The sequence below is a fragment of the Cohnella cellulosilytica genome, assembly GCF_042431195.1.
GTDB lineage: Bacteria > Bacillota > Bacilli > Paenibacillales > Paenibacillaceae > Cohnella > Cohnella cellulosilytica.
Genome location: NZ_JBHMDN010000055.1, coordinates 420,551 through 446,006, shown reverse-complemented (window position 1 = coordinate 446,006; position 25,456 = coordinate 420,551). Strand labels below are relative to the sequence as shown.

The 25,456-nt window shown below is 60.0% G+C and carries 19 protein-coding genes; 2 read left to right on the top strand and 17 right to left on the bottom strand.

What is annotated here, in order from left to right:
- Positions 1 to 574: 574 nt before the first annotated feature.
- From ACFFT4_RS30085 to ACFFT4_RS30070, 4 genes are all read right to left on the bottom strand, one after another.
- Positions 575 to 1,873 carry a hemolysin family protein gene (locus ACFFT4_RS30085; RefSeq protein ID WP_378052821.1) on the bottom strand — a complete coding sequence of 433 codons (1,299 nt, stop codon included), beginning with the start codon at positions 1,871 to 1,873 and terminating at the stop codon, positions 575 to 577.
- Positions 1,874 to 2,206: 333 nt separating this feature from the next.
- Positions 2,207 to 3,520, bottom strand: a complete 1,314-nt coding sequence (locus ACFFT4_RS30080; protein ID WP_378052820.1) for a replication-associated recombination protein A — start codon at positions 3,518 to 3,520, stop codon at positions 2,207 to 2,209.
- A 79-nt stretch (positions 3,521 to 3,599) separates the two neighbouring features.
- Complete coding sequence (locus tag ACFFT4_RS30075; RefSeq protein WP_378052819.1) at positions 3,600 to 4,652, bottom strand: CotH kinase family protein; 1,053 nt, start codon at positions 4,650 to 4,652, stop codon at positions 3,600 to 3,602.
- Positions 4,653 to 4,915: 263 nt separating this feature from the next.
- A complete protein-coding gene (locus ACFFT4_RS30070) occupies positions 4,916 to 5,695 on the bottom strand; it encodes a hypothetical protein (protein ID WP_378052818.1) in 780 nt (259 codons plus the stop codon).
- Positions 5,696 to 5,917: 222 nt separating this feature from the next.
- Here ACFFT4_RS30070 and ACFFT4_RS30065 point away from each other — a divergent pair, with 222 nt between their 5' ends.
- Positions 5,918 to 6,571: a YwrJ family protein gene (locus ACFFT4_RS30065; RefSeq protein ID WP_378052817.1), complete on the top strand. Its 654-nt coding sequence runs from the start codon at positions 5,918 to 5,920 to the stop codon at positions 6,569 to 6,571.
- A 160-nt stretch (positions 6,572 to 6,731) separates the two neighbouring features.
- Here the strand turns inward: ACFFT4_RS30065 and ACFFT4_RS30060 are convergent, their stop codons facing one another.
- The 12 genes from ACFFT4_RS30060 to ACFFT4_RS30005 all read right to left on the bottom strand — a co-directional run bounded on the left by ACFFT4_RS30060 (position 6,732) and on the right by ACFFT4_RS30005 (position 22,083).
- Positions 6,732 to 7,487 (bottom strand): tRNA threonylcarbamoyladenosine dehydratase, encoded by a 756-nt coding sequence (locus ACFFT4_RS30060; RefSeq protein WP_378052816.1) that lies wholly within the window; start codon positions 7,485 to 7,487, stop codon positions 6,732 to 6,734.
- Positions 7,488 to 7,508: 21 nt separating this feature from the next.
- Entirely contained in the window at positions 7,509 to 9,347 is a 1,839-nt protein-coding gene (gene aspS, locus ACFFT4_RS30055; protein WP_378052815.1) for an aspartate--tRNA ligase, read from the bottom strand.
- Between the two features lie 19 nt (positions 9,348 to 9,366).
- Complete coding sequence (gene hisS, locus ACFFT4_RS30050) at positions 9,367 to 10,626, bottom strand: histidine--tRNA ligase (protein ID WP_378052814.1); 1,260 nt, start codon at positions 10,624 to 10,626, stop codon at positions 9,367 to 9,369.
- A gap of 852 nt (positions 10,627 to 11,478) precedes the next feature.
- Complete coding sequence (locus tag ACFFT4_RS30045) at positions 11,479 to 11,658, bottom strand: hypothetical protein (RefSeq protein WP_378052813.1); 180 nt, start codon at positions 11,656 to 11,658, stop codon at positions 11,479 to 11,481.
- 68 nt (positions 11,659 to 11,726) lie between these two features.
- Positions 11,727 to 12,167 (bottom strand): D-aminoacyl-tRNA deacylase, encoded by a 441-nt coding sequence (gene dtd / locus ACFFT4_RS30040; protein WP_378052812.1) that lies wholly within the window; start codon positions 12,165 to 12,167, stop codon positions 11,727 to 11,729.
- Between the two features lie 32 nt (positions 12,168 to 12,199).
- Complete coding sequence (locus ACFFT4_RS30035; protein WP_378052811.1) at positions 12,200 to 14,398, bottom strand: RelA/SpoT family protein; 2,199 nt, start codon at positions 14,396 to 14,398, stop codon at positions 12,200 to 12,202.
- Positions 14,399 to 14,675: 277 nt separating this feature from the next.
- Positions 14,676 to 15,188: an adenine phosphoribosyltransferase gene (locus ACFFT4_RS30030; RefSeq protein ID WP_378052810.1), complete on the bottom strand. Its 513-nt coding sequence runs from the start codon at positions 15,186 to 15,188 to the stop codon at positions 14,676 to 14,678.
- Positions 15,189 to 15,334: 146 nt separating this feature from the next.
- On the bottom strand, positions 15,335 to 17,785 hold the full coding sequence (recJ, locus tag ACFFT4_RS30025) for a single-stranded-DNA-specific exonuclease RecJ (RefSeq protein WP_378052809.1): 2,451 nt from the start codon (positions 17,783 to 17,785) through the stop codon (positions 15,335 to 15,337).
- A gap of 84 nt (positions 17,786 to 17,869) precedes the next feature.
- On the bottom strand, positions 17,870 to 18,802 hold the full coding sequence (locus tag ACFFT4_RS30020) for a cation diffusion facilitator family transporter (RefSeq protein ID WP_378052836.1): 933 nt from the start codon (positions 18,800 to 18,802) through the stop codon (positions 17,870 to 17,872).
- Between the two features lie 31 nt (positions 18,803 to 18,833).
- Positions 18,834 to 19,742 carry a protein translocase subunit SecF gene (secF, locus tag ACFFT4_RS30015; protein ID WP_378052808.1) on the bottom strand — a complete coding sequence of 303 codons (909 nt, stop codon included), beginning with the start codon at positions 19,740 to 19,742 and terminating at the stop codon, positions 18,834 to 18,836.
- Positions 19,732 to 21,006 carry a protein translocase subunit SecD gene (gene secD / locus ACFFT4_RS30010; protein WP_378052807.1) on the bottom strand — a complete coding sequence of 425 codons (1,275 nt, stop codon included), beginning with the start codon at positions 21,004 to 21,006 and terminating at the stop codon, positions 19,732 to 19,734. The genes secF and secD overlap by 11 nt, the downstream gene beginning before the upstream one ends.
- A gap of 120 nt (positions 21,007 to 21,126) precedes the next feature.
- Complete coding sequence (locus tag ACFFT4_RS30005; RefSeq protein WP_378052806.1) at positions 21,127 to 22,083, bottom strand: post-transcriptional regulator; 957 nt, start codon at positions 22,081 to 22,083, stop codon at positions 21,127 to 21,129.
- Between the two features lie 1,013 nt (positions 22,084 to 23,096).
- On the opposite strand from ACFFT4_RS30005, the gene spoVB reads away from it, so the two are divergent.
- Positions 23,097 to 24,665, top strand: a complete 1,569-nt coding sequence (gene spoVB / locus ACFFT4_RS30000) for a stage V sporulation protein B (protein ID WP_378052835.1) — start codon at positions 23,097 to 23,099, stop codon at positions 24,663 to 24,665.
- A 24-nt stretch (positions 24,666 to 24,689) separates the two neighbouring features.
- On the opposite strand, the gene ACFFT4_RS29995 is transcribed toward spoVB, so the two are convergent.
- Positions 24,690 to 25,400: a DUF421 domain-containing protein gene (locus tag ACFFT4_RS29995; protein WP_417291704.1), complete on the bottom strand. Its 711-nt coding sequence runs from the start codon at positions 25,398 to 25,400 to the stop codon at positions 24,690 to 24,692.
- Positions 25,401 to 25,456: the final 56 nt, after the last annotated feature.

Here is a 25,456-nt window from a genome sequence, read left to right as displayed (position 1 = left end):
ATCCCCTCATATGATCTGACATCTAAACCCTGTGAAATCCTGCGAATGAGTGAGCATTCGTGAGAAAACCCCCTAAACCCGAGGGACGGTCTGCCAGACCGTTACGCCAGCGCATTCGAGCAGATGCCCCCTTTTAGCGGCCTGACAGACCGTTACGCAAGCCCATTCGGACAGTTGCACGCTTTTAGCGGTCTGACAGACCGTTACGCCAGCGAATTCGAGCAGATGCCCCCTTTTAGCGGTCTGCCAGACCGCTACGGGGCGGCTTCGACCGATTTTGGAGCCTGAAGGCTCGAAGGAATCGCCGATCAGAGCACGGGTAAAGTCGTAGCGGAGGCAAAGCGGAGGTTAATCTATTTCGTGCACCTTTACTTCACAAGATTCTGGCGAGTGTCCTGTGCGCCGACTGGTCAGCCGCAGTTTTTTTCCATAAATTCCAAGCTGCCCTGAAAGAGAACCAATGATAATGCGCAAAGGGTATGTACCTCCTGAAGGAAGTACATACCCTTATCTTTAAATATCGATTATCTCAAGCAAATCTGCTTAGGGGGGCAGCCCCTTCTATACATTTATGTCAGCCCGTCTCGGCTTGGGGCTCCCAGTTCGAATCCTCGTCCTTGTGCACGATGATTCGGGAAATCCGCAAGTGATCGGTCTCTTCTATCGTAAACCGGAAGCCTTCCTCGGCTACGACGAACTGGTTTTTCTTCGGCGGGTTCTCGATCTGGGAATAAATCCAGCCTCCGATCGTGTCGTAATCGTCGGTGGGCAGATCGAGCCCGAAGAAGCTGTTCACCTCTTCGATGAGCATCATGCCGTTGATGGAGTACGTATGGTCGTCGCGCTGCTCCACATCGGGGCGTTCCTCGTCGAATTCGTCCTGAATTTCGCCGACGATCTCTTCCATAATATCTTCCAGCGTAACCAAGCCCGACGTTCCGCCGTATTCGTCGATCAGAATCGCGATCTGCGTCTTCTTCTTCTGCATCAGCTTAAGCAGCGCGCTGATCGGCATGCTCTCGGGCACCGTCGTCATCGGGCGCAGCAGGTCGCGAATGTCCAGGACGGCGTTGTCCGGCACCTTCAGCAGATCCTTGATATGCACGAATCCGATAATGTTGTCTTTGTCCCTCTCGCATACGGGATATCTCGTATGCATCTCCCGAAGCGCAATCGTCCGGTTTTCCTGGAAGCTCAGATTGCCGTACAGGCAAATCATTTCGGTCCGCGGAATCATAATCTCCCGGGCGTTCGTCTCCGAAAATTCGAAAATGTTATCCATTAGCGTAAGTTCGGTGTTGTCGATCAATCCGCTCTTGTGGCTTTCCTGTACCAGAATCCGAATCTCTTCTTCCGTATGCGCGGTTGTCGTATCTTCCTTCATATCGATGCCGAACGGCTTCAGCAGCAAACCCGCCGTCCCGTTAAGCAGCCAGATAAACGGGTTCATCACCTTGCGGAAAAAGACCAGCGGAGCGGCCGTGAGCAATGTGACCGTCTCGGCTTTGCGAATCGCGACCGATTTCGGCATCAATTCCCCAAGTACGATATGAAGCACCGTAATGAACGAAAAACCGATGATGAAGGATATCGGATGAATCAGACTCTCGTTGAGATGCACCGCTTGAAACATTGGCTCGAGCATGCGGGCGATCGCGGGTTCGCCGATCCAGCCCAGTCCGAGCGAAGTCAGCGTAATGCCAAGCTGGCAGGCCGACAAGTAAGCGTCCAGGTGTCCGATCAGATGAGAGGCCACCTTCGCTCTCTTATGTCCTTCTTGCACCAAGGAGTCGATCTTCGAGCCTCGCGCTTTAACCATCGCGAATTCCGCAGCCACGAAGAAACCGTTCAGAAAAACCAACGCAAAGATCAAAAGCAAATCCACGCCTAACGGAAAGGGGTCAGGGTCCAAATGTTTCCTATCCTCGCCGATAACGGGGAGGACAGGTACACCTCCTTATCGAATAAGAAATATAAAAACAGAAAACTCTATTCCTTATAGCTTAGACGGTTTCGATCCCCCCGTCAAACGGCGGCCGACCTCGTAATCCGCCGTAGTAACCATCTGTATTCGCTTGAGCCTGCCACCTATGCCGATTTTTCGGGCTTAAAGGCCGGATATCCCCGATTCCAACGAAAACCGCCCGTTTTCTCGGCTCAGATGCGTTATTCCTTCGCAGGAGGCGGCTTGTTCGCTCGCACTCCCTTATCCGCGCTTGCCTCTGCGCTTTAGCTGATTTTGTCGAATTTTATCCTCCATTCCTTGCTCGGTCGCCTCGTAGAAAACGGGGGAAGACAGCTTGTCCGGAAAATAGTTCTGTTCGACGTAATGGCCGGGATAATCGTGCGGATATTTGTAGCCGACGTGGCCGAGCTTCTGCGCGCCGCTGTAATGCGCGTCTCTCAGATGCAGCGGAACCTCCGCGGACTTGACGGCATCGAAGGCCGCCATCATCTTCCCGATCGTCGTCGCGATCGCGTTCGACTTCGGGCTCTCCACCGCGAACAGAATCGCCTGCGCCACGATATATTTGGCCTCCGGCCAGCCGATGCGGTGATACGCCTCCATCGCGCTGACGGCCTGCACCATCGCCTGCGGGTTGGCCAGTCCGATATCCTCGCTGCAGGCGACCGTCAAGCGGCGAAGGAATACCATCGGGTCCATCCCCAGCTTCTCCACCGCGTACAGAAACCAGAACAGCGCCGCGTCGCTCGAGCCGCGCACGCTCTTGTGGAACGCCGACAGCACGTCGTACTGGGTGGATTCGTCGGCGACGACCGTCGGCTGGCGAATCGATTCCTCGGCGATTTCCATCGTCACGCGGACCGTGCCGTCCGGCTCGGAAGGCGTCGTCACCGCCGCCAGCTCGAGCGCGGTCAGCGCCCGGCGAATATCTCCGTTGGCCATCGCGGCGATATGCTCCAGCGCCTCCTCGTCCACCTGCAGCTTCATGAAGCCGAGACCTTTGACCGAATCGGCCAAAGCCCGGCGCATCGCGGCGAGCGAATGCTCCTTCGTGAGCGGCTGCAGCCGAAACAGCGTGGACCGGGACAGCAAAGCCCCGTTCACGGAATGGAACGGATTTTCCGTCGTAGCGCCGATAAAGATGATAATTCCCCGTTCTACGGCCGGAAGAAGAGCGTCCTGCCTGGCGCTGTTGAACCTGTGCACCTCGTCGAGGAACAGAATCGTCTTGCGTCCGTACATATTCTTGCTGCTTTCCGCCCGTTCGATCACCTCGCGCACGTCCTTGACGGAAGCGTCGACGGCGTTCAAGCGGACGAAATCGCCCTGCGTCTGTTTGGAAATAATGTGCGCCAGCGTCGTCTTGCCGCAGCCCGGAGGACCGAACAACAGAATGGACGATACGACGTCTCCTTCGATCGCTCTTCTGAGCAGTTTGCCCGGGCCCACCACATGCTCCTGCCCGATGTATTCGTCAAGCGTCTCCGGCCGCATGCGGTCGGCGAGCAGCCGCCCGCGCGGTTCCGACTCCGCCTGAAAGCTGAATAAATCCATTCGTATTCCCGCCTTTCTTCCTTAATATCATATCAGAAACATGCGCTTCCAGGAAGAGAAGACGATCATACGTTCTTGTTCAGCCCGATATCCATTCCTTCACGATCTCTCTTCTCTCGCGGATATAGTTGCGGATAACGAACGGTTCTCCGATAAAGTCCCGATAAGGCCACTTTCGGCTATCGTCGTTTCTGAGGTGCGGAGCGATCTTCTCCATCATTCTCTCCGCGATCGGCAGCAGCCGTTTTTCCGTAAACGGACCGTTCAAGGCCTGCTGTAAAATGGATCGGTACTGTCGGCGCGCCGAAGGAAAAGCGAGCAATTCGTTGGTAAGGACGTTATATCCCGCTACCCGCACCAGATCGCTCTCGACGATTCGCCCGTAGCAGTTGCGTCCCCACGTCCCCTCGTAGTCCCAGGGAATCATCCGCAGCTTGCCCGTTCTCTTGCTGCGATAGATCGCGTAGTTCTGCTCGAAGCCGTCGTAATTCCCCGTCAGCACCGCTCCGGCCAGCCAGCGCAAATAATTGTCCACGTCCAGCCGCGAACGGATGAAGGCTTCGGTTTTCGCTCCGCCGAGCGTATTCAAGCCTTTGATGAAAGCCGACAGCTTCGCTTTCTCGCCTTTAACGCCGAACCGGTGCTCGTAGCCGGCGAGCAGCGATCTTTTCGGACGGCCCGACTCGGACGAGATCAATCCGAAATCCGCCCGGTTGTTGATCGCGTAGAACAGCGACGATGCCCCGATTTTCCGCCGGGCGAAGAACAGCCTCTCCACGCCTTCGATTTCCAGGTAGACGCCTTTGGATTGGCCGTTGACCGTAAGGATGACATGCTTCGCGCGGGGGGCGGGGACGCCGATCATCGGGAAGAAAGCGAAGGAAAGCGCGTTGCGAATCATCGACGGGTCGTCGTACTCGGCATTATAGTGGAAGACTTGTTTTTGTCCGGCGACCTCGTACGACTTTTTCGGATAGCTCCGCGTATGTCCGCCCCGATATCGCACCATGACCGAGGCCATTGCGCCGTTCGTGCTCATTTTGCCGGGAACGTAGCGTTCGTTCCACAGGTTCTTCTCCATTGCGCGGCTCGCTTCTTCCTTCAGCCGAATCGCCCTGACCGGTAGAGCCATGCACTCTCCGCCCTTCTTCTGGATGCGTCGTCTGAATCAGCGTATGTCTCCCCGGCATTGGCGGAAACGGCGTCTGTCTATATCCGGCGAACCAAGAATGACGGAGCCTCTTTCCTCCGACAAGGACGATTCCCTTTCAAGGAAGCCAATCCTTCGGAGCTTTTTCCGGTGCAACGGCTATCGTTCCGCGGATGTCAAAAAGAAGCCCTGTCGGCAAAATCGGCGAAGGGCTTCTATCGATGAACATGCGCGTTTGCTTGCGGTCAGGTACGCTTTTTGCCGCAAGGTCTCTTGGGGATTCTGTGGCCCCGGCGGCCCTTGCGGCAGTCGCAGCGATGTCCGCGCTTTGGCTTGCGTTTGGGACGCCTGACGACGCAGCGGCCCGGACGGCGCGCGCGGCCTCCTTTACCCGTATGACCGCCGGTTCGTTCTCCCTGCTCTCCGTCGCCGAGGTATCCGCCCCCGGTGCCTCCTCCCGGATGGCCTGCGCCGAGGTAGCCTCCCGTGCGGCCCGCTCCGAGATAGCCTTCAGTGCGCTCTCCCGCGTCGCCGGCTCCAGGGTAACCTCCGGTATGCCCTCCTGTACGGCCCGCTCCGGGATAACCTCCGGTTTGTCCTCCCGTTGGGCCGACGCCGGGATGACCCCCGGTATGGCCCCCTGTGCGGCCTGCTCCAAGATAACCTCCGGTTCGTCCTCCCGTCCGGCCGGCTCCGGGATGACCTCCGGTATGGCCTCCCGTGCGGCCCGCTCCGAGGTAACCTCCGCTTCGTCCTCCCGTCCGGCCGGCGCCGGGGTGACCTCCGGTATGGCCTCCCGTGCGGCCCGCTCCGAGATAACCGCCCGTGCGGCCGGCGTTAGCGCCCCAATTTCCCCAGGTTTGCTGGCCGTAATTCGGTCCCTGCGCCGGCACTTGCTCCGCAGGCGCCTGCTCGATCGGGGTTAGCGGCCGTCTCCTCTTTTTTCCTCCGCCCGTCCTTCGGCACTTGCAAGGGCGGACGCGCTTCGGATGCCGTTTGCCGCCTCCATGCAACAGCATGCTCAATGAAACTGCACCTCCTGTGTAAAGATCATACAGCTTATGAGCGATAGCCGAGCTGCGATAGAGACAGGCGCAGCATCGCCGCGAAAACGGGCGCATGCACTCCGGCAATCGCGGAATTTTCACGCCCCTTCGGACTACCTCCCGTATCCGCCGGCCGCAGGGATTCATACATTTAGAGTACAACCCCGCTCTCCCTTAGGGTAAGGAGGTGCGTCCGCCCTAATGATCGCTTACATGAACGAATACGTAGCCTTGACGACCGCCGGCGGGAGGCATACCGTCACCGGCAGGCTGGTCGATCAGAGCGCCGATCTCGTCGTCCTGTACGACGGAACGCGATTCATCTACGTGCCGCTTGTCCATATCGCGCAGTTGACTCGCTGTCCTCCGCCGATCCGTTCGGCGGAGGAGATTCCCGAACCGCCGCTGCAGCCGGCGACCGAATTATCCTACCGCAAAGTGCTGCTGAACGCCAAAGGCGTATTTTCCGAGCTGTACGTCGCCGGCAACCGGACGATCCACGGCTACGTCACCAGTGTCATGAACGACTTTTTCGTCTTTAATTCGCCGGTGTATCGCTCCCTCTACGTGGCGATGCGGCATCTGAAAATGCTCGCTCCCTTCGCTCCTCTCCGGCTGCCGTACGCGTTGGAGCGGATCAAGCTTCCGGCCCGGCCGGCCGCTTCGCTCGCCCGCACATTCGATCAGCAGCTCGGAAAGCTGGAAAACGAGTTCGTCATTTTGAATTTGGGAGAATATCCGAGGCAGATCGGTCTGCTGAAAACGGTCGACAACCACCTGCTCGAGCTCGTCGCCGCGGACGGAACAAGCTCTTATATGCATCTGGATCATGTCCGGACGATCCATCTTCCTTGAAAGCAAAGAAGGAGCCGTCTCATAAGCGAGAAGTCGTACCGAACCTTTATCGATGAAAGAGGCTTTCACTTTTTCATCGATAATGCCGTACGCCCTGCTTATGGGACAGCCCTTCTCCGTTGTCGGCTTGCTTATTTCTTCCGGCGAGCAATCAGCCGGCTCATCCTTGCGCTTTTCCCGCTTCCACCAGCTCGCGGAACACGACGCTGACCATAATCAGGCCCGCGACCGGGGGCACGAAGGCGTTGCTCGACGGCGGCTGCTGGGCTTTGCGGATTTCCGGCGCGGTGTCCGGAACGATCCGCTGCGTGACGTCCACCCGCGGCCGGATCGGCTCTTCCGTCGAGAACACGACTTTGACCCCTTTTTTGATCCCCGCTTCGCGCAGCTTCCTGCGAACGACGCGGGCGATCGGATCGACCGTCGTCTTGGAAATATCGGCGACCTGGAACCGGCTCGGGTCCATCTTGTTGGCTGCGCCCATGCTGGAGATGATCGGAATGCCGCGCTCGAGGCATTGTTTCATCAGATGCACCTTGTAGACGATCGTATCCGACGCGTCGATGACGTAGTCCAGCGGATACTTGAACAGCTCCTCGTAAGTCTCCTCCGTGTAAAACATCCGCAGGGCGATCGCGTCGCATTCCGGATTGATCAGCTTGATCCGTTCCTTCATCAGCTCCGCCTTCGGCTGTCCGACCGTCGTCGTCAGCGCATGGACCTGCCGGTTGACATTCGTAATATCGACGACGTCCTTATCGATCAAGATTATGCGGCCGATCCCCGAGCGGGCCAGCGCCTCGGCGGCGATGCCGCCGACTCCGCCGATGCCGAGCACGGCCACCGTGCTTCCCTTCAACTTCTCGAGCCCTTCTGGTCCGATCGCCAGCTCCGTTCTGGAAAATTGGTGCAACATCGGTATGCTCGCTCCTTTTGGTTAGCCTTCGCTTTGCTCGTCCGCTCCGCCTGCGGGCACGGCTTCCGGGGCGGCGTTCTTCGCCTGCGCGGCGACCGCTTTCGCCGACAGTCGGACATGCAGATCCTCCAGCTGGCGTTCGGCGACCGGCGACGGAGCGTCGCAGAGCAGATCGGTAGCGCTGGCCGTCTTCGGGAAGGCGATCGTCTCGCGCAGGTTCGTGCGTCCCGTCAGCAGCATGACCAGACGGTCCAGGCCGAACGCGATGCCGCCGTGAGGAGGCGTGCCGTATTCGAACGCGTCGAGGAAGAAGCCGAACTTCTCCTTCGCTTCCTCCAGCGAGAAGCCGAGCGCCTTGAACATTTGCTCCTGCACGTCGCGGCGGTAGATCCGCATCGAGCCGCCTCCGACCTCGTAGCCGTTCAGCACGATGTCATAAGCCTGCGCGCGGATCGCGCCCGGATCGGTGTCGAACAGCGCCAGATCGTCGTCGTTCGGACGGGTGAACGGATGGTGCTCGGCGACGAAGCGCTTCGCTTCCTCGTCCCAGCCGAGCAGCGGGAAGTCGACGACCCACAGGAATTTGTACGCGCTGTTGTCGATCAGGCCGAGCTCGCGGCCGACCTTCAGCCGCAGGTTGCCCATCACGTCGGCGGCCGTCTTCAGCTTGTCGGCGGAGAACGTGATCAGATCGCCTTCCTCGACGCTCAGACGCTCGGTCAGCGCCGCGATCTCCTCCGGCTTGAAGAACTTCACGATCGGTCCGTTCCACTTGCCTTCCTTCACGGTAATCCAGGCGATGCCCTTGCCGCCGTAACGCGCCGCGAACGGCTGCAGATCGTCGAGCTCCTTGCGGCTCCAGCTGGCGCAGCCTTTGGCGTTAAGCGCCTTGACAACGCCGCCCGACGCGGCGACGGACGCGAACACCTTCACGTCGCTGCCCTTGACGATGTCCGTGACGTCTTCGATCTCGAGGCCGAAGCGAAGGTCCGGCTTGTCGGAGCCGTACTTGTGGATGGCGTCATGATACGTCAGACGCTGGAACGGAGTCGGAATGTCGACGCCGATCGTCTCGCGGAACAGCCGCGCCATCAGCTGCTCCATCATGCCGAGAAGCTGCTCCTGGGACACGAATGACGTCTCGATGTCGACCTGAGTAAATTCCGGCTGGCGGTCGGCGCGAAGGTCCTCGTCGCGGAAGCAGCGCGCCACTTGATAATAGCGTTCCAGGCCGCCGATCATCAGCAGCTGCTTGAACAGCTGCGGCGACTGCGGCAGGGCGAAGAACTCGCCCGGATGCACGCGGCTCGGCACCAAATAATCGCGCGCGCCTTCCGGCGTGCTCTTGGTCAGAATCGGCGTCTCCACGTCGATAAAGCCGTTCTCGTCGAGGAAGTCGCGGAACACCTTGGTCGCCTTCGAGCGGAGCAGCAGCGTCTTCTGCATTTCCGGGCGGCGCAGGTCGAGGTAGCGATACTTCAAGCGCAGCGATTCGTCCACCTCAACTCCGTCTTCGATCGGGAACGGAGGCGTCTTCGCCGCGTTGATCACTTCCACTTCGGTCACTTGAACTTCGATTTCGCCCGTCGCCAGGTTCGGGTTAAACGTCTCGGGATCGCGTTCGACGATTTTGCCCGTCACGGCCAGCACGTATTCGTTGCGGGCGCGGCTGCCGAGCTCGAGCGCCTGCTTGGAGATTTCCGGGTTAAAGACGATTTGCACGATTCCCGTGCGGTCGCGCAGGTCGATAAAGAGCAGGCCGCCGAAGTCGCGCCAGCCCTGCACCCATCCGTTCAGCACGGCGGTCTGGCCGACGTGTTCCTTCGTTAACTTGCCGCAGTCGTTCGTTTTAAGCATCATTTGCGAGATATCCCCTTTTTTATGGTGTAATAAGCTTCCTGATCGCGTCCGCAAGCTCGCTGAGTTTAACGGCCGTTTGCTCGCCGCCGGCCATCGGCCGCAGCGAGATTTCGCCCCGGTCCAGCTCGTCGTCGCCCAGCACGGCCGCATAACGGGCCCCGCTGCGCTCTGCCGCCTTGAACTGCGCCTTCGTCTTGCGTCCGAGGTAATCCCGCTCGGCGGCGATTCCCGCGTCCCGCAGACGCTGCGCCAAGCCGGGAGCCGCCTGCTCCGCCCGCTCGCCCAGCGCGACGATGTAGACGTCGGCCCGGTTGCCCAAGTCGGGCTTGACGCCCTGGCTCTCCAGCAGCAGCAGCGTCCGTTCCAGGCCGAGCCCCAGCCCGACGCCCGGCTTGTCATCCCCGCCGATCTCCGCCACGAGCCCGTTGTATCGGCCGCCGCCGCCGATCGTATCGATCGCGCCGATGCCCTGGGCCTTGTACTCGAACGCGGTATGCGTGTAATAATCCAGCCCTCTGACCAGCTTCGGATTCAGCCGGTACGGCACGCCCATCTCGTCCAGGCATTCGCGCACGCGCGCGAAATGCTTCTCGCATTCCTCGTCCAGGCTGTCCAGAATCGACGGCGCGTCCGTGAACTTGTCCTGATCGACCTTGCAATCGAGCACTCGGAGCGGATTGCGGTCGATTCTGGCCTGACAGTCCTTGCACAGGCTTTCCCGCATCGGCAGCAGGAACGCCAGCAGCTTCTCCCGGAACGCGGCCCGAACCGCCGGCGTGCCGACGGAATTCAAATCGACCGATACGCCGGTCAGCCCCAGCTCCCGATAAAAATGGTACCCCAACGCGATCACCTCCGCGTCGAGCGCCGGATCGTCGGACCCGATCGCCTCCACGCCGAACTGGTGGAACTGGCGGTATCGGCCCGCCTGCGCGCGTTCGTACCGGAACATCGGCCCGATATAATACAGCTTCGCGATGTCCGGATCGCCGTACAGCTTGTTCTCCACGTAAGAGCGGACGACGCCGGCCGTCCCTTCCGGACGGAGCGTCATGCTGCGCTCGCCGCGGTCCTCGAACGTGTACATCTCTTTCTCCACGATGTCCGTCGTCTCGCCGACTCCGCGCTTGAACAGCTCGGTGCCCTCGAAGATCGGCGTTCTAATCTCGCTGAACCGGTAGCGCCGGCAAATGTCGCGAGCCGTGCTCTCCACGTACTGCCAAAGCTCGGAATTGCCGGGCATAATGTCCTGCGTGCCCGGAGGCTTCTGAAAACCCATTGTCCCTTTCACTCCCCCTGCTGTAATGCAAATCCAGACTGACCCGTCTCTAGGGCGTGTATGCAAACCCGCTCAGGAGCCTCGGAGTATGCATACACGCCCTCGCCGAGCTCCGATCAATCCTGCCATTTGCCCCCGCCCGGCCGCACGGGAATCAAAAAAGCCCCCGTCCCATGGCGATCTCAATAAAGATCGTCAGGGACGAGAGCTTGTCGTTGCGCTCCCGCGGTGCCACCCGTCATTCAAGCCCGTCTCTCGACAAAGGCCTGCTGCTTCGTCCGGTTAACGCCCGGCTGCGCCGCGATGCTACTGGGCCGAATCCGACGACAAGCATCGGTCAGGCGGTTCCCATCGGGTTCTCGGGGAGGTCGTTCGTCCGATCATTGCCGGAAAGCTTGCAGCCGAAGGCTTTCCTCTCTGCGGGCATGGGGCCGGATTACTTATTCCCGTCATCGAATCTGAGGCTTTGAAAATACAGTTTGGAAATACAGATGTAATTTATTGTAGTCTGTTGCCGTGCGGCTGTCAAGAAATTGCTCATTCGCGCTCGTTCGCCGTCGCGACCGCCATAAGCTTGCCGCCGCACGGCTCCATTTCATTCATCCGCGCCTCCGCCCGGAAAAGTGCCGGAGAAAGAAAATAACCTGCCAAGTACCGGCAGGTTCAATAGTTGTTTATATTGAAAAAGGGGGTCGTCTATAGATTAGTCGATAAACTTTAAGCTCGCGTGTACAACAGATTACAGTTTGATTACAAAAAAGTAAGCGTTAACGCGCAGTCCTCCGGATAACGCGGTCCCGGCCCGGCAAGGTCGCGCGGAGACGCGTGCGAACTACCGCGGATTGCCCGCGATTACCCCCTGCCTCCCGGAGGGTGTCTTCGCCCGTTCGAGGCTCCGCTCGCGGGACTCGCCCCCAGCTCGCCTCCGAACTCCTCGCCCTGCGACGCCAGCGCCATCGCCTCCCTGCGCTCGGGCATCAGCCCTTCCTGCATCAGCCACTGTGCCGTCTTTTCCTTGCGCGATTGCCTCATGCCGTTCTCCCGCCTTTAACAGAAGGTTTTGACATGTATTATGGCCCAATCGCGGCTCCGGCAAACGGTCAGCGGCTTTCCAGAATGAGCGTCACCGGACCGTCGTTCACGAGCGCCACGTCCATCATCGCCCCGAACCTGCCCGTCTCCACCCGCAGTCCCCGCGCGCGCAGCAGCTCGTTAAACTTGCCGTATAGCGCTTCGGCCGACTCGGGTCTGGCCGCGCCCATGAAGTTCGGCCTTCTGCCCTTGCGGCAGTCGCCGTACAGCGTAAACTGCGACACGGACAGCACGTCCCCGCCGACGTCTTCGACGGACAGATTCATCTTCCCGGCCTCGTCCTCGAAAATCCTCAGTCCGGCCAGCTTGTCCGCCATCCAGGCCAAATCCTGCTCCCCATCCTCCTGGCCGATGCCGACGAGCAGCAGCAATCCTCTGCCGATTGCGCCTACGACTTCCCCTTCAACGGTTACCCTGGCTTCGGATAAACGCTGCAATACCACTTTCATCCTTCCGCTTCCTCCGTCTCCGCCGCCGGCCGTTATTGCATCATCCGCTGCACGGAAAAAATATCTTTGACCCGCTTGATCTTATCGACGACTGATTGCAGATGCTCCTTGTTGCGAATCAGAATCGTCATATGCATGATCGCCATCTTGTTTTTGTCCGAACGTCCGGACACCGCGGCGATATTCGTCTTGCTCTCCGATACGGCCTGCAGCACCTCGTTCAGCAAGCCGCGGCGGTCGTGGCCCAGAATCTCGATTTCCACGCTGTAATTGGCGTCGACCGACGATTCCCATTCGACCTCGATAACCCGCGCGGCTTCCTCACCTTCTTCTCCGGTCGGAATGTTCGCGCAGTCGGTGCGGTGCACGGACACGCCCCGGCCTCTCGTAATATAGCCGATAATGTCGTCCCCCGGCACCGGGTTGCAGCAGCGCGCAAAGCGAACGAGCAAATTGTCCACGCCTTTGACGCTGACGCCATGCGAGGTCCGCTTCTTCTCGGCGGCCGCCGAAGCGGCGGGCGCCTTCATCTCCTTGACTTCCGCCGTGAGCTGGATCTGCTGCGCTTCCTCCGCTTCCTTGCGCAGCTTCTCGGTCAGCTTCGTGCAAATCTGGGCCGCCGTAATGCCGCCGAAGCCGATCGCCGACAGCATATCCTCGACGTCGTTAAACGTAAATTTCTTCGCCGCGTCCAGCAGCTTCTCGTCCGCCGTCCATTCGTGCGGCTCCAGGCCGAGCCTTCTCAGCTCGCGGTCGAGCAGCTCGCGCCCTTTTTCGACGCTCTCCTCGCGCTTCTCCTTCTTGAACCATTGGCGGATTTTGCTTCTCGTATGGGAGGATTGGGCGATCTTGAGCCAGTCCTGGCTCGGCCCGTATGAATGTTTGGAGGTTAAAATCTCCACGATGTCGCCGGTTTTCAGCTTATGATCGAGCGGCACAATCCGGCCGTTGACCTTGGCGCCGATCGTCCGGTTCCCGACCTCGGTATGAATCCGGTAGGCGAAGTCCAGCGGCACCGAACCGGCGGGCAGCTCGAACACCTCGCCCTTGGGCGTAAACACGAACACCAGGTCGGTGAAGAAGTCCATTTTGAGCGATTCCATGAACTCCGCCGCGTCCCGCGTCTCCTGCTGAAGCTCGATGATCTCGCGAAACCAGTTCATTTTCTCCCCGAAGCTGCCCGGAACGACGCCCGCGGAATTGCCGTCCTTGTACGCCCAGTGCGCCGCGATCCCGAATTCGCTCGTCCGGTGCATCTCCCACGTGCGGATCTGCACCTCCGTCGGCTCGCCCGTCGATCCGACGATCGTCGTATGCAGCGACTGGTACATGTTCGCCTTCGGCATCGCGATATAATCCTTGAACCGGCCGGGCATCGGCTTCCACAGCGTATGGATGATTCCGAGCGTGGCATAGCAATCCTTCACGTTGTCGACCAGAATCCGGATCGCCAGCAAATCGTAGATTTCATTAAACTGCTTGTTGCGCGTCATCATTTTCTTGTACACGCTGTAGATGTGCTTCGGCCGCCCCGAAATATCGCCATGAATGCCCATCTCCTCGAGCTTCTCGCGAATTTTATCGATGAGCTCGGTAATGTGCTTCTCTCGCTCCGTCCGCTTCATCTTCATCAGATGGGCGATGCGGTAATATTGCTGCGGATTAAGGAAGCGGAGCGCGATGTCCTCCATCTCCCACTTGATGGCGCTAATTCCGAGACGGTGCGCGATCGGGCAGAAAATATCCAGCGTCTCCTGCGCGATGCGCCGCTGGCTCTCCTCCGATTGAAACTTCAACGTGCGCATATTGTGAAGGCGGTCGGCCAGCTTGATCAGAATGACGCGGATATCGTTGGCCATCGCCACGAACATTTTGCGATAGTTCTCGTTCTGCTGCTCCTCCTTGGACCGGAATTGAATCCGCTCCAGCTTGGTCAGACCGTCGACGAGACCGGCCAGCGTCTCCCCGAACCGTTCGCGAAGATCATCGAGCGTCACCGTCGTGTCTTCGACCACGTCGTGAAGCAGCGCAGCCATGACCGTAATGACGTCCATCTGCATCCCCACGCAGATTTCGGCCACGGCAACCGGATGCAAAATATAAGGTTCGCCGGATTTGCGAACTTGGCCGCGATGCGCTTCTTCGGCAAATTCGTAAGCTTCCCGGATTTTCTGCAAGTCTTGCTCTTTCATATAAGATGAGGCTTTCTCGAGAAGCTGATCCATGCCCATGCCGAATTCCTTTCCTCCGGCGCCCGGCGCCGGTATTCTCCCCTGTTGTTGCTACCATTATGCCTCTTCGCGGCCGGAAACGTCAACCTTGTCCGCGAGACTTAAGTCCCGGATTCGCCCGCCGTTACAGCAGTTTATAACAGCGGACGGCGAAACGCGACGAGCGCAAAGACCTTCCGCAAGGGATAACGAACGTGATGAATCACGAAAAAAAACGCCCCGGCCGGCGAGTCAGCCGGCGAAGCGTCTTCGAGCGTGCGCGAAGCGCGGGCGTCAGTCAGTAGGTTACGAGCGAAGCGATGTCGATGTCTCCGAGCTTGTCGCGTCCGTTCAAATAGCTCAGCTCGATCAGGAACGCGGCGCCTACGATCTCGCCGCCAAGCTGGTGAATCAGGCCGATCGTGGTCGAGATCGTGCCGCCCGTGGCGAGCAGATCGTCGGCGATCAGAATTTTCTGACCGGGCTTGATCGCGTCGCTGTGAATGGCCAGACGGTCTTTGCCGTATTCCAGGTCGTAAGCGGCTTCCACCGTCTCGCCCGGAAGCTTGCCGCTCTTGCGAATCGGCACGAAGCCTACGCCCAGCGCCAGCGCCAGCGGAGCTCCGATGACGAAGCCGCGCGCCTCCGGGCCCGCGATCAGATCGATCTGCTTGTCCTTCACGAGCTCCTTAAGCGCGTCGATGGCGGCGCGGTAAGCCGGCCCGTCCTTCAGCAGCGTCGTAATATCCTTAAACCGGATGCCCGGCTGGGGAAAGTCGGGAATGACGCGGATGTAGTCTTTGAAATTCACGAATATCAGACTCCTTTATCGGCATGCAACGGATTCGTTCGAGTTCACGAGTAGCATTATACACTTTTTGAACGGCCTTTGGCTAGGGCGCCGTTCGCCCCTTCGGCTTCTGCGCTTTCCCGCTTCGGACAGCGCCCGGGCGAGCTTCAGCCGACGCCGTGACAGGCCGCCATCCAGCTGCGCAGCTCCGCCGACGCCATATCCGCCAGCCCGCGCAAAGCCGCCTGCTCCTTCGCCTTGCGGTAACGCGCCGACTCGCTCAGCTCCTTGCGGGGCGGGCTCGCGACCGCCTTGCGCGCGACGCCATTCGCGACGATAAAACCGAGCTCGATGAACGTTTCGTGCATCATCCGAACGGTGGCGAGCGGCCAGCCGATCGCCTCGGCGGTCTCTCTTAAGAAACCGTCCGGACTGTCCATCCAGCTTCCCCGCTTGCGGCACAGCTTGTAGACTTCCGCGAAATGCTCCCTCCCCGGAAACGCGCTCTCCCTGCCGGCCGACGAACGGCCTTCTCGCGCCTCGTCTGCGGCCGCGAACACCGTCACCCGCTCCAGTCCCCGCTCGGGCAGTAGCCAGCCTCTGAGCGCAGCGGCCTCCCGCTCCTCGCCGGGCAGCCCAAGCATGACAAGATGGCGCAGCTCGGCAGGCAGGCCCCCGCGCGGCCCGGAAGAGGCAGCGGCAATCTCGGACGCGGCGTCCGTGACGTCCGCCTCTTCCGCCTCTTCGTACATGCCCAGCGGCACGCCCGCCGGCCCCAAGAGGCGGACGGCTTCGTGATACGCCGTCTTGGAAGCGCAGACGACGGCAAGCCCGGCCGGTTCCGCCGCGGCCAGCCGCTTCAGCTCGGCCCACGGGTTTCGTTCCCCGCGCCGGTCGTCCACGAACAGATGGCGCGAGCGGAAATCCTGGAACATCATCTGCGTCTTCCGGTTACCGTTCCATTCGTTAACGCTCAGCTCGCCCAGCAGATCGACGCGCAGGCCCGGCGCCATTCTGTCCCGCTGCGGCCCCATGCCGAACGCGACGACTTCAAGCGAACGGCCCGCCTGCTCGACCGTTAATCTTAAATGTTTGTTTTCCTTGCCCATCGTGCGGCATTCCTTGATGACAACGTCCTGCACGACGACGCGTGGCGTCGGATTCCCGCTGCCGAACGGTTCCAGCGCGGCCAACTGATCGACGGCGCGCAGCGTGACTTCCTCCAGCGCTACGCATAGATCGACGCGGCGCTTCGGCTGCCAATCCTCGTCCGTCAGCCGCTCCGCCGCGATCCGGTCGAGCCGCTCGCCCAGTTCCGCCACGAGGTCCGTCCGCAAGGTCATTCCCGCGGCCGCTTGATGGCCGCCGTAATGCTCGAGCAGATCGGCGCAATCCGTCAGCGCGGCGTACAGGTCGAATCCGTCGATCGAGCGCGCCGAGCCTTTGCACAGCCCCGTCTCCGCGTCGATGGCGAGAATAACGGCCGGGCGATAATAACGCTCCACCAGCTTGGAGGCGACAAGGCCGGCGACGCCGGCGTTCCAGCCTTCCTTGGCCAGCACGATCGCCCGTCTCGGCTTCTCTCCGTCCGCCTCCCGAAGCTTGAGCCACATCTCGTCCGCTTCCTCCACCGTCCGCTCGACCAGCTCCTGCCGTTCCGTGTTCAGCCGGTCCAGCTCCTGCGCGTAGACTTCCGCTTCCGCTTCGCTGGACGCGGCCAGCAGCTTGACCGCGCTGTCGGCATGCTCCAGCCGGCCTCCGGCATTCAGCCGCGGGGCCAGCGAGAAGCCGATTCGGCCGCTCGATATTTCCCCGATATCGATGCCCGCGACTTGGGCCAACGCCCGGATTCCCGGCGGCGGCGATTGGCGCAGCCGCGCCAGCCCCATCCGAGCGATAATCCGGTTCTCGCCCGTAAGCGGCATGAGGTCCGCGATCGTACCGATCGCCGCCAAATCCGCATACTCCGGCACCGGACGGCCCAGCATCGCATGCGCAAGCTTGAATACGACGCCGGCGCCGCACAGCCCCTTGAACGGATAAGGACAATCCCGCTGCTTCGGATTAACGAGGGCGACGGCTTCGGAGGGAAGCTGCTCGGGCGGCTCGTGATGGTCGGTGACGACGACGTCGATGCCGAGACTTGCCGCGTAAGCGATCTGCTCGGCCGCGCTGATGCCGTTGTCCACCGTAATCAGCAGGCGGACGCCCGCGGCGGCGGCCAGATCGAGCGCGGGATTGTTCAGTCCGTAGCCTTCGCGGCTTCTATGGGGAATGTATGTATCGAAGCTGGCGCCGAGCTCGGTCAACAGACGGATCATCAACGCCGTCGAAGTGACGCCGTCGGCGTCGTAATCGCCGTAGACGCGAATCCGTTCGCCTTCGCGCACGGCACGCCCGATCCGTTCCACCGCCTCCGCCATGCCTTTCATCCGATAAGGGTCCAGCAGCTCCTCGGACGATGGATCGAGGAAAGCGCGCGCCTCTTCGGGCGAGTTCCAGTCCCGCCTCGCCAGCACGCCGGCGACCAGACGGCCGACGCCCAGCTCCGCCATCAGCTCGCTCTCCCGCTCGCCCGACGGCCGCGGCATGTCCCACCTGTATTTCGATTTGATCATAAGGCCCGTCTTCCTTCCCGTTTTCCTTGCTTTAACGACGAAACGACCCGCCGCCCAAGTCGGCGGCGGATCGCAAGTCGCGTTTTATTGAAGCAATGAGGACAGCTCTTCTTCGTGATGATTCGATTTGTAAGGATAACCCGGGTCGTACGGCTGCACCCTTACGTTGACGTCCATGACGTGCAGGAAACGCTTGGTCAGGATGCGCCGCACCCGGTTCGCGACGTCCTGGCCCTCGAATACGCTGATGCGCGGATTCACGCGAATGGACACGTCCAGCACGATGTAATGCCCGCGCTCGCGCGCCTTCACCTCGTCCACGGCGACGACGCCTTCGATTCTTTTCACGGCTTCCAGCAGCGTCTGCACGTCGGATTCGTCGATCGAGCAGCGATTCGATACGCGGACGACGTCTGCAATCATCCGGAAGCCCATGCGAATGACGAATACCGAAACGACAAGCCCTGCCGCCGGATCGAGCACGTACAGGAAAGGCATGTCGTACCAGGAACCGACGACGGCTCCCGAAGTGCCGACAAGCGCGGTCAGCGAAGCGAAAATATCCGAGCGGTTGTCGCCGGCCCTGTCGCCGCGCATTCCGCGGCGGGTATCGCATCTTCGCTTATAGCGGACGAGCGCCTCCCGGGCGCCGATCCCCGCGGCGATCACGATCACCGCGCCGACTCCCGGCGCTTCTTCGGTTCCGCTGGCGACCGTCCGTATCGACGATACGCCCATCTCCAGGCCGGCGACAAGCAGGATCGCCGACAGGACGATCGCCGCGATCGATTCCGGATGCCGCGTCGAGCCCTGCGAATTCGGATCGAGCCTGGCTTTGCGCAGTCCCAGGTAAGCGGTGAACGTGCCTGCGCAGTCGGCCGCCGAATGACACGCGTCCGCCAGCAGCGCCTTGCTTCCCGTCAGCCAGCCGACGGAGCCTTTCACGATAAATATGCCGAGCAGCCCCCACATGGAAACCAGGGAGCCGCGTTCCGCGGCAAGGGAACGTTGAACCATAGCCACTGAAGCCCCCCCCCTTTCCCGCCGCTTACGTCGTGCTTTGCGGTTTAACGGCTACCTTTTTCAACGGTTGCTTTTTCTTAAAGTACAACCATACCTGACTGGCGATGAAAATGGAGGAATAAGCTCCGCTTGCCAATCCGATGATGATCGCCAGCGAGAACAGCTTGATTGATTCTCCGGCGAAGAAGAACAGGCAGATCGCCGCGATCAATACGGTAATGACGGTATTGATCGAACGCGCCAACGTTTGCCAGATGCTGTCGTTGACCAGCTTTTCCAGATCGGCATGGCTTTTGATTTTCGCGAAACGCAGGTTTTCCCGGATCCGGTCGAAAATAACGACCGTATCGTTGATCGAATACCCGATAATCGTCAGCACGGCCAGAATAAACGGCAGATTGACCTCGAGCCGGAAAATCGAAAATACGCAGATGACGAACAAGGCGTCGTAGACCGTCGACACGATCGCGCCCACCGAGAAGCGCCACTCGAAGCGGATAACGATGTAGAGCATAATTCCCAGACTGGCCACCCCCATCCCGATCAGGGCGTTCCGCTCCTGCTCCTTGGCGATGTCCACGTCGACGATATTGATCTCGAACGACGCGTCCGGATCCAGCTTGGACAGGAAGTTCTCTTTGAAATCCTTCTCCTGCTGTTCGTTCAGCGCCGTCTTGAAGCGGATGGATTCCCGGTTTTCTCCGGAAGCCAGCGTGTAGTCTCCGAGGTTTTGCTCGTCCAGAAAAGATTTAAGCTGCGGCTCTTCCAGCTTCTTGGTCGTCGTGACGTCCACGGACGTTCCCGAGCTGAAATCGATCCCGTAATTCAATCCGAACACGCCGAGCGCGACCAAACCGACCAACAATATCACGGCGGAGATTGTAAGGAAAATGCGGCTGGATTTAACGAAGTCGAAATTCCGTTTAGAGCGCATTTATCTCACTCTCCTTCACATTATAATACTTCGGCTTGGAAAAATAGGAGCTCTTCACGAGCAGGTTAAGCAAATAGCGCGGCAGGAACACGTTCGTCAAAATATTGACCGCGATGCTCCACAGGAAAACGACCGCGAAGCTCTTGACGATGCCGTGACCCATGAAGAGAAGCACGAAACCGGCAATGGCCGAAGTCAGGTGCGCGTCGATAATGGTGCGGAAGCTGTTCTTCGCTCCGGCGCGCAAGGAAGACGCGATCGACTTGCCGCTGCGCAGCTCCTCCATAATCCGTTCGGCCGTAATAATGTTCGCGTCGACGGCGATTCCGACCCCGAGCACGAACGCGGCGATGCCGGGCAGCGTAAGCGTCGCGTTCATCAGATAGAGAACGCCCAGCAGCATCCATACGAACACGATCAGACAGAGACTGCCGACGAAGCCGGGGAGCCTGTACATAACGACCATGAACACCAGGATCAGCACCGACGCGAGCGCGCCCGCGAACAGCGTGTCGTGCAGAGCCTGCTGGCCCAGCGTCGCTCCGACGCTCTGCGTATATTTCTCCGTCAGCTTGAGCGGCAGAGCGCCCAAGTTGATAATGTCGGCCAGATCCTGGGCTTCCTGACGCGAGTTCTGTCCGGTAATGACCGCGGTGCCGTCGGTCAGCGGCTGCTGAACTTCCGGTGCGGAGATCAGATCCTCGTCCAGGAAAATCGCCAGATTCTGCTTAACCAGCTTGGTCGACACGTCGGACAGCTTCTGCTTGTCCTTCACTTCGATCCGGACCATATAGCTGTTGAGGTCGCCCAGCTCGACTTTCGCCGCGCCCTCTTTAAAGTCCGATCCGTACAATTCCACGTTGCAGTATTCGCCGTTTTCGCAGCCGACGGAGCTGCGGAATTGAAGCTCCGCGGGGCGCTTCATCAGATCGCGGATTTTCTGGATCGCCTCGTCCCGCTCCTTGGCGGTCTCGCCCGTCGAAACGGCGATTTTCAGACGGATGCGGTTTTTGCCTTCCGTCGTCACCTCGGGTTCGGCTACTCCGTTGCGGTTGGCCCGCTGCTCCAGGCTCATCGCCGTGCGGGTGAGCGACTCCTTCGTTACGGTGCCGCCTTCCGTAAGCGGATGGGCCTCATACAGAATTTCGACCCCGCCTTTCAGGTCGAGTCCAAGCTTCGTACCGTTCAGCAGCCCCGGGGTGAAAATCCCCATGATCCCGAAGCTGACGAGAACGACGAGCACGAAAGCTACAATACGTTTCATCTCTGTTGCGGTCCCCTTTCGATTCTCAATGTTCCTATTATACCTACGCGATCAAAAAGAAGTCAAAAAGAAAGGGACCGCCCCGTCAGCCGTCGAAAAAAGCCGGGGTAGTCCGCGCCGTCACTTGCGATATTCGCCTCTATACATATTGAGAGTAATGAAGTTCATGAACTGCGTAACCTTCAGGGATAAAATGTCGTTGACGATTTCGTGCAGGGACGGAACCCCCTTCTTATGGTACTTGTCGCTGACGCATTCCCACACGTCTTCCCCGCTCACCTGGTCGTAGCCGATCAGATGAAACTCCTCCGCTTTGCTCCGGCACAGCTGCGCGATCGTATCGTTCAGCTCGTCCTCGGTCAAGAGCGGCTCCGGCTCTGACTCGTACGATTTAGCCCGATCCGGCTCGGCTTCGTACGATTCGGCCCGGTACGGCTCGGCCACGTACGATTCGCCCCTGTCCGGCTCGCCGATCGAATCGTTCGCGACGGGCCGCGCGTTTTCTACGGCATACGCGGCGTTGTCGTCTTGAGCGACTCCCTTGTCATCTTGGACGTTCGCCTCGTGCTGCGCGGCGCTGTCGTCTTCTCGTTCGGTCATGTCGTTATGCGTGAATGCATCGTTTTGTATGTGTGTTTCGTTTTGTACGGCGCTGTCGTCACGGGCGACTACCTCGTCCTCATAGGTTTCCTCGTCGCTTTGCTCAGAAGTATCGCCTTGCACGGTCCCGTCCTCTTGGTAGATCGATTCCTCTTCCTTTACCGCATCGTCTCCTTCGCCTGCGTCATCCCGTGCGATGGCTTCGTCTTGCACATCCGCCTGATCTTGCATGAGCGCGTCGTCGCGTCCGTCTGCTCCGTCCGGCGCACCCTCGGCCTCATGTGAGTCGGCCGTGTCGCCTCGCGTGCCCGCAACATTCCGTAGGTCCGCATTGTCCTGTACGTCTGCATCGCTTTTCGTGTCAGCAGCGCCTTGTACTTGTACGGCCTCGTCCCCGCGGACGGCCTCATTGTCCCGCGCGGTCGAATCGTTCTGCGAAATCAAGCCGGCCGATCGTGTATTCTCATGCTCTTCCAACAGCGATTCCCTCCTGCCCTGATGTATGTCGACGTTGTTATTCCCTATCATCCTCTTGAAAAGGACGCTCAAAAAACTATAGTACTGACCCATTCGCACACACAAACTTGAAGAAATCGCACAACACCACTCCAACTGCCCGTCGTTTGCGACCCGGCGGGCCTCTGCGCAGGCCAATTCGAGCGGCTGACTGCCTTCGGCAGACCGCTATTCGGCCGTTCCACCGATAACCGGCCCGTTAACGGTCTGACGGACCGCTATTCGGCGATTCCGCCGATAACCGGCCCGTTAACGGTCTGGCAGACCGCTATTCGGCGATTCCACCGATAACCGACCCGTTAACGGTCTGGCAGACCGCTAATCGTCCGTTCCACCGGTAACTGACCCGTTAACGGTCTGGCAGACCGCTATTCGGCCGTTCCACCGATAACCGGCCCGTTAACGGTCTGGCGGACCGCTATTCGGCCGTTCCACCGATAACCGGCCCGTTAACGGGCTGGCAGACCGCTATTCGGCGATTCCGCCGATAATCGGCCCGTTAACGGTCTGGCGGACCGCTAATCGTCCGTTCCACCGATAACCGACCCGTTAACGGCCTGGCAGACCGCTAATCGTCCGTTCCACCGGTAACCGGCCCGTTAACGGTCTGGCAGACCGCTATTCGGCGATTCCACCGATAACCGGCCCGTTAACGGTCTGGCGGACCGCTATTCGGCCGTTCCACCGATAATCGGCCCGTTAACGGTCTGGCGGACCGCTAATCGTCCGTTCCACCGGTAACCGACCCGTTAACGGTCTGGCAGACCGCTATTCGGCCGTTCCACCGATAACCGGCCCGTTAACGGTCTGGCAGACCGCTATTCCGGCCACAGAAAAAACCAGATTACTATTCTTTCTCCGTTCGCGCCCGATTTCCTGCCAAAGGCATGAAGAAGATCAACCTCCGCATACATATGGACTAGCCCCATACATTTGGACTAACCCCATGCCAGGGAAGAGGGATTTCTTTGAGCTTGCGCAAACAATCTTTTATCCAGGGCGCCATGATCCTGCTGGCGGCCGGATTGCTTAACCGGGTGCTCGGCTTCATTCCCCGCATCGCGCTGCCGCGAATGATCGGAGCGGAGGGCGTCGGGCTGATCCAGCTCGTTTTCCCCTTCACGGTTGTGCTGCTGACGCTCATATCCGGCGGGATTCCGCTTGCGGTGGCCAAGCTGGTGGCGGAGGCCGACTCCAAAGGCGATTCGTCCGGCGTGCGCCGAATTCTCAGAATCGCGATGACGATATCGGTCGGGATCAGCCTCGTCGCGGCGGCGGCTTGTCTGTCCCTGTCCGAGTTCATCTCGACGCGGATCATGACCGATTCCCGGGTGCATACCGCCTTCCTCGCCATGATACCGATGCTTCCGCTCGTCGCGGTCTCCTCCGTCTGGCGCGGCTACTTCCAGGGGAAGCAGAACATGATCCCCACCGCCATGTCCCAGACCGCGGAGACGGTGTGCCGCATCGTCTTTACGCTGCTGCTCGCCTGGCTGCTGCTGCCCTACGGTCTCGAGATGGCGGCAGCGGGAGGCGTAATCGGCATGGCGGCGGGGGAATGCGCCGGCCTGCTCGTACTGTGGCGGCAATACGTCCGCGACCGCGGCCAAGAGCCCGCCGCCCCGGCCGAGAACGCCGGCAAGAACGCCAAACGCAGCTATCTCCGCGAGCTGCTGAACACGGCCGTTCCGGTCACCGGCAGCAAAATGATCGGCTCCCTCTCCTACTTGCTGGAATCGATCCTGACGGTCCGCAGCCTGACGATCGCGGGCGTCGCGACAGCCGCCGCGACCGCCCAGTACGGCGCGCTGCAAGGCATGGTCATTCCGCTGCTGCTGCTGCCGGGCGCGCTGACCTACTCCTTGGCCGTATCGCTCGTGCCCTCCTTGTCCGAAGCCGCTTCCAAAGGCGATTGGGCGACGATCCACGCGCGGCTGCATCAGTCGATGAAGCTGGCCGTCATTACCGGAGCGCCGTTCGTCGTGCTGCTCTCGCTGATGGCCGCTCCGGTCTGCAAGCTGCTCTACGGGGACGACTCGATGGCGCACATGCTCAGGTGGATGGCCCCGCTGGCGATATTCCTGTATATGCAGGCCCCGCTGCAAGCCTCGCTGCAGGCGCTTAATCGTCCCGGAACCGCTCTATTCAATACGTTCGCCGGAGCGGCCGTAAAGCTTGTGCTGATCGTGCGGCTCGCGACCGACCCGGAGCTCGGCATCGTCGGCGTCGTCATCGCGATCGGAATCAACATGATGCTCGTCACGCTGCTGCACTGGATCAGCGTTGCCCGCCTGACCGGCTTTCGGATGCATTCTCTCGATTTTCTCAAGGTGACCGCCGCGATGATCGTCATGAGCGCGGCGACGCTGCGCATATGGGAATTCGACTGGTTCGGCCCCAGCCCCGCCAACCTTGCCGCTGCCGGCGCGACCGGCATCGTCGTCTACGTGCTGCTGCTCGTCCCGTTCAGGCTGATCGCCCGGGAGGATATCGCCCGCGTGCCGATTATCAGGCGCTTCCTGCCTCCCCGAAATTCGTCTTGAGCCATACGGGCAAGCTGTTGACCGCTATTTCTTGTCCACATACAGTTTGCCTTTATGATCGATGCTGCACATGAACACTTGTTTAAAGCTGTCCACGTTGTGCTGCTGGAGCTCGCTTTTCAGCCAAAATCGGGTTTTGCCCAGCTTCTCCAAATTATCGTCCTGAACTTGCCCGTCCATAATGAGGGGCATAGGGAGCAGCTCGTAGCGAAATTTCGGCGCCGCTCCGGCTTTCGTTCCGGCGGTATCGGAGGCTTCCGGGGAGTCTGAGCTTTCTCCGCCGCTCCGGTCGTTCAGAATGACCGACAGCTTGCCCGTCGATTCCAGCACGGCCAGCTTGACCTCTTGGAGATCGGCCACCTGGTTTTCCCGCAATTGAATCATCAGATCGTCCAGGTTGTATCTTTGACGCAGCATTTCCTTCCGGTTCAAATGCCCGTTCTGGACCAGGACGCTCGGTTTCCCGTCGAACAACAGCCGCATCTTTCGGCTCTTCAGGGACAGGAAGGCGCTCCCGATCTGGATCAGCACCAGGAGCACGATCGGCGTCATGGCCATCATCAACGTTTTTTCCGTCGACTCGATGGCGAGCACGGCAATCTCCGCGATCATGATCGAGATCACCAGATCGAACACCGACAGCTTGCCGATTTCCCGCTTGCCCATCGTTCTCATGACCAGGAATATGAAGAAATACATGAAGATCGTCCGAAGCAATATCGCCGTCATTTCCATGTTTCCCTCCGCGTTTCGCCCCGGCGCGTCAGTCCGTCGCTGCGCGGCGCATGCCA